This is a genomic window from Methylophaga sp. F-2, assembly GCF_056859315.1.
Genome location: NZ_JBSXOF010000017.1, coordinates 1 through 13787, shown reverse-complemented (window position 1 = coordinate 13787; position 13787 = coordinate 1). Strand labels below are relative to the sequence as shown.

Below are 13787 nucleotides of genomic sequence, written 5' to 3'. Positions count from 1 at the left end.
TCAGAGATAGGGGCGAACTAGTTGGGTTAATTGAGCAAAGTCGATCGGTTTGGTGACATAGGCTGTAAACAAGCCTTTTGCAGAGTCTTTATTTTCCTGCATTGCCGCCGCCGTCAGGGCAATAACAGCAATATCTTTAAATTGATCTGAATTTTTGAGTATTCTTGTCGCCTCGATACCTGACATACCGGGTAAATTAATATCCATCAATATGAGATCAGGCCGTTGTTGATGGATAAATTCGAGTCCATCTTCGGCAGATACACAATTATGAAACGTGACGTGTGGGTAGCGTGAGAAGAAGACTTCTATCAAGCGAATATTGGCTGGATTGTCTTCGATATAAAGCACATGCCGTGGTTCAGTATTCAGTTGTGTATCGTTACGTCTTGCTGAAATCTGCTTGTTAAGCGCCTCCAAAGCCGGACGTTGTTCCGATTGCCAAGCCGGCTGTTGTGTTGATAAAGGAAGCTCAATCCAGAAGCTACTGCCTTGACCTTCTGTACTGGCAAAATCAATTTTACCTCCCATTGCTTCGATCAGACGTTTACTGATGCTGAGTCCGACGCCACTGCCTTCAATATTGGCGTATTCCTGGCCCAGACGTTCAAATGCAGTAAAAACATGGACTTGTTTACCGATTGGAATGCCATGACCCGTATCGGTAATCGTCATTTTCAAACAACCATTTTGTGGAACCAATCGCGTAGTGATAATAACCTGACCACCCGCTTTATTGTATTTGATGGCATTAGTGACTAAGTTAATAAAGACTTGTTTTAATTTGGTCAGATCGGCAACCACAACGGTGTCATTCTGTTCTGGCAAAGTGATCTCTACATCATATTTTTTTGCCATCGTTTCCAACATAGGTAAACACGCATCAAAAATATGTTTGATTGGAATATGCTCAGTGGATAATTGAATATTCCCAGACTCGATTTTAGAGAGTTCGAGTACGTCATTAATCAGGTTTAACAGGTGTTCACCGCTTTCAATGATTTGTTTGATTTGATGGCGTTGTTGTTGTGAAGGTGGCGGATCATTATCTGTCAGAAGCAGTTGCGAAAAACCTAAAATACCGTTTAAAGGGGTTCTGAGTTCATGACTCATGGCGGATAAAAATTCAGATTTAGCTTTATTGGCACGTTCTGCTTCTAATTTAGCTTGGACCAATGCCTTTTGTTCTGCTTTTTGTCTCGAAATATCCCGGGCAATACCGGTAAAAAAATGTTTTTCATCCCATTTGAAATGGCTGATGGTTAATTCAATCGGAAAAATAGTGCCACTTTTATGAAGGGCTTCTAATTCTATCGGTTTGCCAATAATCCGGCTTTCATCTGTGGATAAAAACCGTGACATTCCTAATTTATGCATATCTCGATAACTGGCAGGCATTAATGCCGTTATGTTCTGGCCGATAATTTCATCGGCTTCGTAACCATAGAGCTGTACCGATGCTTTATTGAAGCTGACAATAATGCCATTACCATCGATAGTAATGACACTATCAATAGTATTGTCGAGTAATGTCTGCAGTTTGAGACTTTCCTGTTTCGCGGTCGCTTCTAAAGCAGAACGGTTCTCCAACTCTTGTTTTATTGATTCAGTTTTGGTTTGGATCTCTTCTGTTAATATCCGGTTATGGTGGCGTTTGAACAAATAGAAAATAATGATGACAAGACTAAGACTGCCAAGGATCATCACCAGCCATTTAAACATCAGAACTTCATTGTCAGGTTCTGTGTAGATAAACTCATCCAGATCTCGTTGTTTCTTGTTAATTCCCAAGCTCTCGTAAACGTCAGCAATTTGTTTCCAGCGACTGACCGTGATATGACCAAACTCGACCGTTGGATAAAGACTAAGCTTTAATAATTGTTCTGCTTCATAGTGAACATGAGCAGGTGTTTTATGTTGAGGATTATATTTCTCCAGAACCAAATCGATGATTTCATCAGTGTGTTCGGCGGTGTATGTCCACCCTTGATAGGTCGCGTTTCGAAACGCATCTACCAGATCTGGGTTGTCATCAATATATTGTTCAGTTGTAAAGAGGATGTCACTGTAGAAATTAATGCCATAATCCCTTGGTGAAATAACCCTATAGGGTTCATTCTGTTCTTGCATGTAAAAGGGTTCATTGGAAATATAGGCTGTGACACCATCGATGCGACCACTGATCAGATCATTGAGGTAGTTTTTACTGGGGGGGACAAAATTTATCTTAGACGTATCAACATGCTGCTGCAGAAAAATAGCTGTTAAATCATCAGCTTCAGATTGCCGGTTGATGGTTCTGCCGATAAAATCTGCTGCAGAATAAATACCAGAGTCAGCTTTAACTAACCATACATATGGACTACTCTGAAAGGTGGCTCCCAATGCGACAAAGGGACGGCCTTTCATATATTCCATCACTATTCCGGTGCCGGATATGCCAAAGTCGACATTTCCATTTTCCACTTCATCGTAGGGATGGTTATAACCGCTAAGTATCTCTACATCCAACCCTGCCTGACGGTAAAAGCCTTTCTCTTTGGCAGCATAGATTCCTGCGAACTGAAACTGATGTTCCCAGTGAAGTTTTATCGTGACATGCTTAAGATCGTTATTTTTTGTATTTTCTTCAGTGTATGCTGCACCACTGTAAAAAAATACAAAAATAATGAAAAGCCATTTTAAATTCATAGACATAGCCAAAGTAGATCTGTTTCTATGGTAACTGAACAGATTACTCTTCCGCTAGTAATGTCACATCCTGAAATCACGGCCCAGATAGACACTTAACACATTTTTATCTTTAAGAATGTCTTCAGGCGTTCCACGGGCAATTACTTCACCTTCGTTAAAGATATAAGCTCGTTGACAAACTTTGAGCGTTTCACGGACGTTATGATCAGTGATTAATATACCAATCCCTCGTGCTGCCAATTCTTGAATGATGCCTTGAATATCCAGAACTGAAATCGGGTCCACGCCAGCAAAAGGTTCGTCTAATAAAATGAATTGAGGATCCATCGCGAGTGCACGGGCAATCTCTACACGTCTTCGTTCACCCCCTGATAAAGCCATGCCTTTTGAGTGACGGATATGTTCAATATGGAAGTCTTTTAGTAACTGTTCGAGTAGTTGTTGTTTGGAGAGATCATTCAGTTCAGTGCGGGTCTCAATGATGCCATAAAGGTTATCTTCCACACTGAGCTTACGAAAAACCGAGGCTTCCTGAGGCAAATAACCAATGCCCAGTTTAGCTCGATCATGGATGGCATAATGGGTAAGTTCTTGTTGATCGAGATAAATATAACCGTGATCAACGGGCACTAAGCCAACAATCATATAAAAGCTGGTTGTTTTACCGGCGCCATTAGGGCCCAACAAACCTACAATTTCACCACTATTAACGTCCAGTGATATATCTTTAACGACTTGCCTATCGCCATATTGCTTAGCAAGCTGATGGGCTGAAAGGATACTCATTAGTTGTCAATCGCTTCTAGATAATAATCATTCACCCAACCAATCACGGTCTCTCCATTGAGCGTACCTCTGACTTGCGCCCAGCCTTGTTGGCGGCTTAAAACGATCACACGAAGATTTTGGTCGAGAGTGCCCAGACGTTGATAACCTGTTCCTGGACCTGTGCGGACATTCAAACGGCTGGTGGTAATAACTTCAGGGTATTCCTTAACTGACAATGGTGCTTCAGCAGCAGGTTTGGGTGTTGTCGGTGTGGCTTCTTCAGCTTGAACGGGTGCTTTTTCAGCAGGCGCGTCTACTTCAGGCGTGTCAACCGGTTTAGGCTTAGGCGTGGTTGGCTTAGCTTTTTTCTGCTGCGTCATGGGTTGGATGATCATGTGGATACGACCTGAATCATGCGTTTCGCCACCCACATTCACAGGTGCAGAGTTAGCACTGACAACATTTTTAGCGATGTCATACTCTATACGATTACCGATGAATTCATCACCATTTTGCCAGACGTGACCTTCACCAATCAGATAAATTTTTTGCTTATCTGCATAATATTCCATACGAATCGCTTTCGCTTTGACAGGTGATTCGCCTGGCTTGTGAACTTGTTGATAGGTGGCCAGTTTCCCTACTGCGACAGCCTTGGTCAGCTGTTTATTTTCATTGTAGTAAAACGTGATGATATCACCAGTGATTTTTAATGTACCCTGCGTGAGGATAGCATCCCCTTTGTATTGGGTTACACCTTCCTGATCATCCATCTGAGCATGGTCGGCTTCGATATTAATCGGCTTTTCACGGTCACTCGGCAACGCCCAACTGATTGCTGGTAACATCAAACATACCGTTAATAACTTAGTTAGCAGGTGCATCATATTGTCCTTTGACCCTGGAATGCAGGTTAATGGTTTCATCATTCATATCTGCATGTAAACCTACTGAGTCAGTATCGCCATTTGGGGTTTTGATGGTGACAGCATGGTCGGTATATGCAGTATTGTATTGTGTGTCTAAAGTTAACTTATCGGTCAGCATTTTAAATGCCGGATCATTCTCATTAGTGATAATAACATTTCCTGTTAACAGGATAGTTTTGTTATCACCCTGGGTGTGACCATGATCTGAGGTGATGACCCACGAGTCTTTACCCGGTTTTAAGAATTCTGCAATGGGATCAACGATTTCAGTACTGTCATCGGCTGGGTAATGAGCCATTTCTTTACCTTTGATAACCCTGGCCGGCGTGCCATTGATATCCATGATCGTCATTGTAAAATCAGTCATTGCGTAATCACTGCTGCGATGAATATCGTTCTTTTCAGCTTCAACAGGTTCGTTTTCGCCGGACAATAAGAGCCAGATGCTCAGGATGGCTACCAGAGGCAATAAGATGCGTAGATAACGAGGTAGATTAAAAATGGCGTTCAATTTGGTCTTGCAGGTTTCCCTGTCCTTCCATTATCAACTCACACACTTCACGAGCAGCACCGTGCCCCCCTTTTGAGGTGGTAATAAAGTGAGCATGTTTTTTTACAATCGGGTCAGCATCTTGAACCGCTATGGCGAGTCCAACACGACTCATGATAGATAAGTCTACCCAATCATCGCCAACATAGGCACATTGTTCCGGCGATAATTTAAGTTCTTTTATCAGTTGCTGGAAAACCGGCAGTTTTACTCGTTGGCCCTGATAAACGTATTTTATACCTAAACTTTGCATTCGATGTTCAACTGTACGGGAGGTGCGGCCAGTAATAATGGCAATTTCAACACCAGTATATTGCAACAGTTTCATCCCATGTCCGTCGCGTGAATGGAAGGCTTTGTATTCTTCACCATTATCACCAATGATGATTTGACCATTGGTTAACACACCGTCCACATCGAATACGACGAGTTTTACCTTTTTTGCTTTTTCTAAAATATCTTGCATGAGTTTCTCTTAAACGACGCCTGCCCGAAGCAGATCGTGCATGTTAATGGCACCACATAATTGCTGCTGTTTATCCACTATCAGTAAGGCATTAATTTTAAACCGCTGCATTAATTCTAATGCTTCGGCGGCCAGCATCTCAGCCGTCCCCGTTTTACACTGCCGCGTCATATAGTCTGACAATTTTTCTGTATGAATGTTTATTTCCTGAGATAACACCCGGCGTAAGTCGCCATCAGTGAATACGCCCAGAATGTGTTGTTTTTCATCGACCACTGCCGTCATGCCCAGACCTTTGTTGGTCATTTCAATCAATGCTTCACTGATGAGAGCATGTTCATTGATTTCGGGGATAGCATCTCCAGTATGCATAATGTCAGAAACGCGAAGTAATAAACGACGGCCTAACAAGCCGCCCGGGTGTGAGCGGGCAAAATCTTCAGCAGTAAAACCACGGGTTTCGAGTAAAGCTACTGCCAGGGCATCTCCCATCACCAAAGCTGCTGTGGTGCTTGAGGTTGGGGCAAGACCTAGTGGGCAGGCTTCTCGCGCAACACTCACATCTATATGCGCTGTCGCACAGGTCGCTAAAGTCGATTCAGGTCTGCCTGTCATGGCGATAAATGGAATGCCCAGCCGTTTAATCAATGGCAGGATGGTCAGAATTTCACTGGTTTCACCAGAGTTGGATAGAGCAAGGACGACGTCTTTATCGGTAATCATCCCCAAATCACCATGGCTGGCTTCGCCGGGATGAACAAAAAACGCGGGAGTGCCGGTGCTAGCAAGCGTCGCAGCTAATTTGCTGCCAATATGACCCGATTTGCCCATACCAATGACGACTACGCGTCCCTGGCAGTTGAGCATAAACTCACAGGCACGCATGAAGTCTTCATTGATACGTTCATGTAATGCCTGAATAGCCTCAATTTCCGTATCAATCACAGCTTTGGCAAGTGTGCTGAGTTTTTCTTTATCGATCACGTTTAACTTAATCCTGGTGTGTTTTGATAAACAAGCAAGCCATTGTATGTGACATAAACGACTAACATCAGTACACCGGCAACACGGCCAATTCGCCCATTCTGGCTGAAACGGGCGAAGCAGTAGAGGCCGACGGATAATCCAATCATGAAAGGAATATCTCTGTAAAGTAACATAGGATCAATGTGGGAAGGCGCAATCAATCCAGGCATGGCCAATACCGCGAGAATATTAAATATATTAGAACCCAGAATGTTACCGACGGCGATGTCATGTTCATTTTTCAATGCCGACACAACAGATGCGGCCAGCTCAGGTAAGCTGGTACCAATAGCGACCACTGTCAGACCAATGATTAAGTCACTGACGCCAAGCAGGTGAGCAATGCCTGTTGCACCCCATACCAGGGATTTAGATCCGATTAACAACGCGATAAGGCCAATCACAAAATAAAATGTCGCCTGTTTCCCGGTCATTTTAGTGGTGCCGTATTCTGCTTCAAGCTCTGCTTCCAACGGATCCTGCTTATTACTCCCTTTGATAGCTAACCAAGCCATTCCGGCCAAGGTAATAATAAATCCGCTGAATAGGATAATGCCGTCCATCCTATTCAATTCACCATCGAGTAATAATACTAATGACAATGCCATCACGAACAATAAGACGGGAAATTCACGTTTTAAAGTGTCAGAATGCACGGTCAAAGGGGCAATAAGTAAGGTGATAGCCAGTACCAGACCAATATTGGTAATGTTAGAGCCAATGGCATTACCAATACCCAAAGCCGGAGCACCGTCGATAGCAGCCAGTGCTGAAACCAACATTTCTGGGGCGGATGTGCCAAAACCAACAATGGTAAGACCAACGATTAGCGGTGATACACCAAAATTGGTGGCGATGTTTGCGGCTCCATCAACAAATCGATCTGCTCCCCAAATCAAAATCACGAATCCAGCGATAATGGCTGATATAAACAGAATAGTTGTCATGAGCTTCCATGTGGATTAAATGTTAATTTTAGATATGAAAAAGCCGGGATATACCCGGCTAATCATTATAAGGACTCGCTTGCGACTTGTCGTTAGATCATTCGTCAAACAAATCAAAATCATCATCACTAGTTGGAGGATGACCGTCATGGACAAGATATTCTCGATGCTGAAGATAGGCATCTCTTACATAGCTGTATTCATCTGAAGCTGCTGCTTCATCAAGTACTTTTTCAGCTTTTAATAAATTGGCACGGTTATCAACTATGCGAACACCACGGAATGCATTACGAGCACCAGGACCCTCAACATAGGTCACAGGATCAGTGTAGTAATCACCTACCAGGCCAAATGAGTCACGTACCGTTCTTGGTCCGAAAAATGGCAGCACGATATAAGCACCTGGTTCTACTCCCCAAGCTCCTAACGTTTGACCAAAATCTTCATTATTTTTGTAGTTACCACTGAGGCTAGCCACATCAAAAATACCGGCGACACCAACCGTTGTATTCAATACAAAACGGCCAGTATCGTTCGCCGCTTGTTTAAATTTGAACTGTAATAAATCGTTGATAATCACAGTGATGTCGTTGAGGTTACTAAAAAAGTTGCTCACGCCTTGGCTAAGTGGGGCAGGCATTACCGTGTCGTATCCCTTAGCTACAGGTTTCAGGATGGCTTTATCCACTGTGTCGTTAAACTTGTACATTGCACGGTTATATCCCTCAAGAGGGTCTTTGGGATTGTTGCTTGTGGCACAGCCAGTGAGCAGCAATACTGTTGCCAAAAAACCGAGTTTGAAAACTGAGCTCAGGGTAGACATCGAATTATGATCCTTTAAATTTTATTCTTATCGACCCGAGAAATAATCGCACGCGGACTTATAGCAATGCAAGTCATCTGTTGCGTTTATGACATGGTAATGTGAACTGAGTTGCAAAAAAACAACAGGACGGATTTTAAAGACACCAAAATGAGTGATTTGTGATATCGGTATCTTCCAGTTTACTGCTCTGCTGATTATTGAACATGAAGTCTGAAAATACTCTTGTACAGGCCATCCAGCTATGATTTTTTGCATACTCAATACAATCGTCAGCAGACAGTGTTAAGGCTTTTTTCGCAGCTGTTGTGAGATCGTCATCAAGAAATCCGGTCACCCCCTGTTGTACGATGTCAGCCGGTCCTGTGACAGGGTAGGCTGCGATGGGAACTCCGCAGGCCATCGCTTCCAGTAATACCAGACCGAAAGTATCTGTCTTACTTGGGAAAACAAAGACATCTGCTGCAGCGACATAAGAGGCGAGCTCTCTGCCAAATTTAGCTCCAGTAAAGGTAACGTCAGGATATTTTTGCTGCAGGTGTTCGAGATCCGGGCCATCACCCACCACCACCTTATTACCGTCAATGTCTAACTGCAGAAAGGCTTCAATATTTTTCTCAATAGCTACGCGTCCCATATTCATAAACACAGGACCGGTTAAACCAAGCTGTTTTGGATTATCAGGTGAGAATATATCTGTGTCCACACCTCGTCCCCATACTTCAACATTCTTGAAACCATGAGAAATCAGACGTTGCTTTTGAGAGGCTGTTGGAACCAGTGTATGCACGGCTTTGCCATGAAAACGTCGAAACCAGGCATAACTCCATCTCAATGGAATGGGAAGGCGCAAACGGACATATTCAGGGAACTGCGTATGATAAGAGGTGGTAAATTGCACATCGTTTTTAATACACCATCTTCTTGCTGCCATCCCTAGAGGACCTTCAGTAGCAATATGGACGGCATTAGCCTGATAGGAATCGAGTAATTTACTAACCTTTCTGCCTGGAAATAACGATAATGGAATGCTCGGATAAGTCGGGCAGGGGACAGTCTTAAACTGTTCAGGGGTAATTAGATGAACATCGTGACCCAGCTCGATTAAATGTTTACGGGTCTGCTTCAGGGTGCGTACCACCCCATTTACCTGGGGTTCCCAGGCATCGGTGATGATGACGATTTTCATTAGGCTGCCTGAGCGATGGCTTGCGGTTGTTCGATGATGTCGGCCCAGTACAAAATTTCCATTTTGCCATTAGGGTGCTCAACTAAAGCTGTACAGCTTTCTACCCAGTCACCACAGTTGAAGTAATCGACATTATTAATACGGGTGATTTCTGCGCGATGAATATGACCACAAACAACACCATCAACTCCTTGTTTGGCTGCTTCATGGGCCACCGCTTCTTCAAAATTACTGATGTACTGCACCGCATTTTTCACTTTATGTTTTAAGAATGCTGCCAGTGACCAATAAGAGAAACCCATTTTACGGCGAACATAATTAACAAGCCGGTTCGCTCTCAGCAGATAGTCATAGAGTCGTCCGCCTAATTTTGCCAGTAAGGGAGAAATTTTGACCACACTGTCGAATTGATCACCATGCAGAATGAGCAGTTTTTTACCATCCGCCGTGGTGTGAATCATTTCATTTTGAATTTCGATATTACCGAATACCGCGCCATTGAAGTCAAGCAATAACTCATCATGATTGCCAGGTACGTAGATGACTTTGGTGTTATGTTTTGCTTTACCTAATAAGGTACGAACAACGTTGTTATGTGCCTGAGGCCAAAACATACGTTTTTTCATTTCCCAGACGTCAACAATATCTCCTACCAGGTATAAATAATCGCATTCGACCTTATGCAAAAAATCCAGTAAAAAGTCTGCGCTGCAACCACGAAATCCCAGATGGATATCAGAAATCCAGACGCTGCGAACTTTTAACTTCTCTTTATGACTCACTTGTGTTTGCATAATGTGTCGTTTCCTTAGTATTTTGAGGGCACACTATCGAATAAATATTGCAGCATGATGAATGTTATGTTGCAGAATGATGACGATAACTTATTGAATTAATTGTCGTATCATTAAACAACAGCCAAAATTGAGACGCCCAATGAGCAATCCATTATTAGAAAATTATGTATTACCGCCTTTCTCTGAGATTAAACCTGAGCATGTTGAGCCTGCGGTGACGCAAGCCATCAGTCAGGCTCGGCAAGCAGTAGATAAACTACTCACTCAAGTCAGTCATCCGACATGGGAAACCCTTGTCGAGCCGATGGAAGATATCGATGTATCAATTGATCGTGTCTGGTCGCCGGTGAGTCACATGAATTCAGTGGTGAATTCTGATGAGTTAAGAAAAGCCTACAATGCGTGTTTGCCTATGCTGAGTGAGTTCGGTACCGAGCTGGGTCAGAATGAAGACCTGTATCGCGCATATAAACAATTGGCTGAGAGTGAGGCTTATCAGTCACTCGATACGGCTCAGAAAAAAGTCATTGATAATGCGGTCAGGGATTTCCGTTTATCCGGGGTTGAGCTAAATCAGGCCGATCGCGATGAATATAAAAATATCACGCAAAAACTGACCGAATTGAGTGCTAAGTTTGAAGAAAATCTGATGGATGCGACACACGGTTGGAAAAAGCATGTTACGGATAAAGAATTGTTATCTGGATTACCCGAATCCACCATTGCCATGGCAGAGCAATTCGCCAAACGTGATAATGTTGATGGCTGGGTGTTTACACTGGATTTCCCGTCTTATATGCCGGTCATGTCTTATGCGGATAATCGTGAATTCCGCGAAGAAATGTACACCGCATTTGCGACCAAAGCCTCTGACCAGGGAGCGAATGCCGGACAGTGGGACAATACGCAGGTCATGGCGGATATTCTCAAACTTCGTCATCGTTTAGCTAACTTACTTGGCTTTGCTAACCATGCTGAGCGATCACTGGCAACAAAAATGGCACAAAGTCCGGAACAAGTCATGGACTTTCTGACTGATCTGGCCGAGCGTAGTAAACCGATTGCGGTTAAAGAATTTGAAGAACTGAAAGTCTTCGCAAAAGAAACAGCAGGCATGGATGAATTACAAGCCTGGGATGTCACTTACTTTGCTGAGAAATTACGCCAGCAGCGCTACAGCATTTCTCAAGAAGAGTTAAAGCCATACTTTCCCGAAGATAAAGTCGTCAGTGGGTTATTTGCTGTCGTCAACCGCCTATATGGTTTGGTTATCAGTGAACGTACCGATATTGATACCTGGCATAAAGATGTCCGCTTCTTTGAAATTCGCGAATCAAACGGCAACTTACGTGGTCAGTTTTATCTGGATTTATATGCTCGCCAGCACAAACGTGGTGGCGCTTGGATGGATGAATGTCTGGTGCGTCGGAAAACGGCCAAGGGGCTGCAAACGCCAGTGGCTTTCCTGACCTGTAATTTCTCTGAGCCTGTCGGTGATAAACCAGCCTTATTTACCCATGATGAAGTTACGACCTTATTCCATGAATTTGGTCATGGTCTGCATCATATGCTGACAAAAATTGATTATGCGGGTGTGTCAGGAATTAATGGTGTGGCTTGGGATGCGGTCGAGTTACCTAGTCAGTTTATGGAAAACTGGTGTTGGGAAAGAGAAGCCTTAGATCTCATTTCTGGTCATTATGAAACCGGTGAAAAACTGCCTGAAGAACTGTATGAAAAAATGATTGCGGCGCGTAATTTCCAGTCAGCGATGATGATGGTGCGTCAGCTCGAATTCTCTATTTTTGATTTCCGTTTGCATCTGGAATTTGATCCAGAAGGTGGAAATCAAGTGGATAAAATTCTGGCCGAAGTACGCGATCAGGTTGCCGTGGTACAGCCACCAAAATTTAATCGCTTTGCTCATAGCTTTGGTCATATCTTTGCTGGTGGTTATGCCGCTGGTTATTACAGCTATAAGTGGGCAGAAGTATTATCAGCCGATGCATTTTCTAAGTTTGAAGAAAAAGGCATTTTTGATCGCGAAACGGGGCTGGAATTTTTGAATAATATTCTGGAGCAGGGCGGTTCAAAAGAACCGATGGAATTATTTATTGCATTCCGTGGCCGCGAGCCTGAAATAGATGCCTTATTAAGACATTCTGGTATTGCTGCATAAATAAAAAAAGGGCCGAAAGGCCCTTTTTTATTCTATCGCGTTATTTTTATTAAGAGTTTGCACAAATCTGCACAGTTTGTTGTGCTGACTGGATAATGGTCATCACTTCATCTTTAGAAATTTTGCCAGCATCAATATCTTTTTTAAGTTCTTCATTCAGGGCTTGTGTGGCTTGTGCGACATCACCGCCTTTCGCAACAGGCATAATCGCTTTTTCGCGATATTTTTCAGGGAAGATGCCTAAGCCTTCCAGCTGACATCCTGCCATTTTCTGCACATAAGCATCGGCTTCTCTTTTAATTGCCGCTGCACTCAGATCGGGTCTGTCCATACCGAGCTTTTTGATCACCATGGGACGGAGTTGCTCACTGTAGTGTTTTTTGTAGGCTTCTTCATGCTCTGCATCTACAGCAAACGCCTGTTGTGCAAGAAAAAGCAGAGGGATTAAAGCAAGGTATTTTTTCATTATCTATTCTCTCTTAAATATAGGTCATTTTCAGCTAGAGACGGATCAGGCTGAACAATAAATCGCTCACAGTCAATTTATATTTGCATGCTCAAGCTCAAGTGATATCAATAATGAAAACCAAATACTATGATCGTCAGCGTCTTTGAAAAACAGACGTCGAAGATTTCGCCCAACTGAGTTTGTTTCTCCGTAGTAATTACGGTACTGAAAAATGCGACTATTTTTTAGTTTTCTTTTTATCTTTGGCTTTTTTCTTGTCTTTTTTAGCGGACTTATCTTTTTTAGATTTTTTATCTTTATTTTTGGTTTTGTCGGCTTTTGATTTTTTCTTATCTTTGCTTTTGACTTTTTTAGGTTTTTCTTCAGTTAAGGCATCTGCTGTTTGAGCACTTTGGGCTGGATTTTCATTTGAGCTGGAAGGGAAGGCATCCATACCGAGTTGACGAAACCGAGCAGCCCAATAACGTACCTGACCGATAGTCAGTCCAGTTTGTGTTGCTGCCTGCATTTGGCTGGCACCGCTATGGAGAGCAAGTAAAACATTGGCTCGAGCACTATAGTCATTGGTGGAAGCAGCTATCGTTTTACAGCGTTTAACCTGGGCTGGGGCGAGTAATTTTTTGCGGGGACTGCTTACCTGTTCTGTGCTTGTCATTGTCAACTCCATAAAGTGACCGAAAAAGAACTAAATAGCGGCTATATCAAAATATTACGATTATGAATGAAGCGTATGACATTTTTGTGACAAATGAAATGGTGAGAAAAACTTAATTGTTTACTGGCATTAAAAAAGGGCTATTCGCCCTTTTTTATTTGGGTATCCGGAATTTCTGGTTGATAAAATGCCAAAGATGTAAAGAAGAAAATCTTTCTCAGCGGATTATCTGATTGATCCTCTTCAGCCTACTCTACTGCCAATTTTCTGTTTCCACCTTCGCCTGAGTCTTCAT

Annotated in this window: 13 protein-coding genes; 1 reads left to right on the top strand and 12 read right to left on the bottom strand. The window is 43.0% G+C overall.

Annotation, left to right across the window (positions count from 1 at the left end):
* The 10 genes from AC13DA_RS06305 to AC13DA_RS06260 form a co-directional block, all read right to left on the bottom strand.
* Positions 1-2691, bottom strand: a complete 2691-nt coding sequence (locus AC13DA_RS06305) for an ABC transporter substrate-binding protein (protein WP_284452178.1) — start codon at positions 2689-2691, stop codon at positions 1-3.
* A gap of 63 nt (positions 2692-2754) precedes the next feature.
* Positions 2755-3480: an LPS export ABC transporter ATP-binding protein gene (gene lptB, locus AC13DA_RS06300; RefSeq protein ID WP_007146912.1), complete on the bottom strand. Its 726-nt coding sequence runs from the start codon at positions 3478-3480 to the stop codon at positions 2755-2757.
* Positions 3480-4346: a lipopolysaccharide transport periplasmic protein LptA gene (gene lptA, locus AC13DA_RS06295; protein WP_284452179.1), complete on the bottom strand. Its 867-nt coding sequence runs from the start codon at positions 4344-4346 to the stop codon at positions 3480-3482. The genes lptB and lptA overlap by 1 nt, the downstream gene beginning before the upstream one ends.
* Positions 4330-4902 (bottom strand): LPS export ABC transporter periplasmic protein LptC, encoded by a 573-nt coding sequence (lptC, locus tag AC13DA_RS06290; protein WP_284452180.1) that lies wholly within the window; start codon positions 4900-4902, stop codon positions 4330-4332. The genes lptA and lptC overlap by 17 nt, the downstream gene beginning before the upstream one ends.
* The gene (gene kdsC, locus AC13DA_RS06285) at positions 4886-5407 is read right to left on the bottom strand and encodes a 3-deoxy-manno-octulosonate-8-phosphatase KdsC (protein WP_273178729.1); all 522 of its coding nucleotides are present in this window, start codon (positions 5405-5407) and stop codon (positions 4886-4888) included. The genes lptC and kdsC overlap by 17 nt, the downstream gene beginning before the upstream one ends.
* 9 nt (positions 5408-5416) lie before the next feature.
* Positions 5417-6391, bottom strand: coding sequence for a KpsF/GutQ family sugar-phosphate isomerase (locus AC13DA_RS06280; RefSeq protein WP_007146908.1), 975 nt, complete (start codon positions 6389-6391; stop codon positions 5417-5419).
* Between the two features lie 2 nt (positions 6392-6393).
* Complete coding sequence (locus AC13DA_RS06275) at positions 6394-7380, bottom strand: calcium/sodium antiporter (RefSeq protein WP_284452181.1); 987 nt, start codon at positions 7378-7380, stop codon at positions 6394-6396.
* 97 nt (positions 7381-7477) lie between these two features.
* Positions 7478-8203, bottom strand: a complete 726-nt coding sequence (locus AC13DA_RS06270) for an MlaA family lipoprotein (protein WP_007146906.1) — start codon at positions 8201-8203, stop codon at positions 7478-7480.
* A 136-nt stretch (positions 8204-8339) separates the two neighbouring features.
* Entirely contained in the window at positions 8340-9392 is a 1053-nt protein-coding gene (locus AC13DA_RS06265) for a glycosyltransferase family 4 protein (RefSeq protein ID WP_007146905.1), read from the bottom strand.
* Positions 9392-10186 carry a UDP-2,3-diacylglucosamine diphosphatase gene (locus tag AC13DA_RS06260; protein ID WP_284452182.1) on the bottom strand — a complete coding sequence of 265 codons (795 nt, stop codon included), beginning with the start codon at positions 10184-10186 and terminating at the stop codon, positions 9392-9394. Before AC13DA_RS06260 ends, AC13DA_RS06265 begins: the two co-directional genes overlap by 1 nt.
* A 142-nt stretch (positions 10187-10328) precedes the next feature.
* On the opposite strand from AC13DA_RS06260, the gene prlC reads away from it, so the two are divergent.
* Positions 10329-12368 carry an oligopeptidase A gene (gene prlC, locus AC13DA_RS06255; RefSeq protein ID WP_284452183.1) on the top strand — a complete coding sequence of 680 codons (2040 nt, stop codon included), beginning with the start codon at positions 10329-10331 and terminating at the stop codon, positions 12366-12368.
* 49 nt (positions 12369-12417) lie between these two features.
* Here prlC and AC13DA_RS06250 read toward each other — a convergent pair whose 3' ends face one another.
* Together AC13DA_RS06250 and AC13DA_RS06245 are read right to left on the bottom strand one after the other, a co-directional pair.
* Positions 12418-12834, bottom strand: a complete 417-nt coding sequence (locus tag AC13DA_RS06250; RefSeq protein ID WP_007146902.1) for a hypothetical protein — start codon at positions 12832-12834, stop codon at positions 12418-12420.
* A gap of 220 nt (positions 12835-13054) precedes the next feature.
* The gene (locus AC13DA_RS06245) at positions 13055-13492 is read right to left on the bottom strand and encodes a helix-turn-helix domain-containing protein (RefSeq protein WP_284452184.1); all 438 of its coding nucleotides are present in this window, start codon (positions 13490-13492) and stop codon (positions 13055-13057) included.
* Positions 13493-13787 lie beyond the last annotated feature (295 nt).

Excerpts from the sequence above, each read along its gene's own strand:
- lptA (WP_284452179.1), bottom strand. The coding sequence starts at position 4,346 with ATGCACCTGCTAACTAAGTTATTAACGGTATGTTTGATGTTACCAGCA.
- AC13DA_RS06305 (WP_284452178.1), bottom strand. The coding sequence starts at position 2,691 with ATGAATTTAAAATGGCTTTTCATTATTTTTGTATTTTTTTACAGTGGT.
- AC13DA_RS06265 (WP_007146905.1), bottom strand. The coding sequence starts at position 9,392 with ATGAAAATCGTCATCATCACCGATGCCTGGGAACCCCAGGTAAATGGG.
- prlC (WP_284452183.1), top strand. The coding sequence starts at position 10,329 with ATGAGCAATCCATTATTAGAAAATTATGTATTACCGCCTTTCTCTGAG.
- AC13DA_RS06275 (WP_284452181.1), bottom strand. The coding sequence starts at position 7,380 with ATGACAACTATTCTGTTTATATCAGCCATTATCGCTGGATTCGTGATT.
- kdsC (WP_273178729.1), bottom strand. The coding sequence starts at position 5,407 with ATGCAAGATATTTTAGAAAAAGCAAAAAAGGTAAAACTCGTCGTATTC.
- AC13DA_RS06270 (WP_007146906.1), bottom strand. The coding sequence starts at position 8,203 with ATGTCTACCCTGAGCTCAGTTTTCAAACTCGGTTTTTTGGCAACAGTA.
- AC13DA_RS06260 (WP_284452182.1), bottom strand. The coding sequence starts at position 10,186 with ATGCAAACACAAGTGAGTCATAAAGAGAAGTTAAAAGTTCGCAGCGTC.
- AC13DA_RS06250 (WP_007146902.1), bottom strand. The coding sequence starts at position 12,834 with ATGAAAAAATACCTTGCTTTAATCCCTCTGCTTTTTCTTGCACAACAG.
- AC13DA_RS06245 (WP_284452184.1), bottom strand. The coding sequence starts at position 13,492 with ATGACAAGCACAGAACAGGTAAGCAGTCCCCGCAAAAAATTACTCGCC.
- lptB (WP_007146912.1), bottom strand. The coding sequence starts at position 3,480 with ATGAGTATCCTTTCAGCCCATCAGCTTGCTAAGCAATATGGCGATAGG.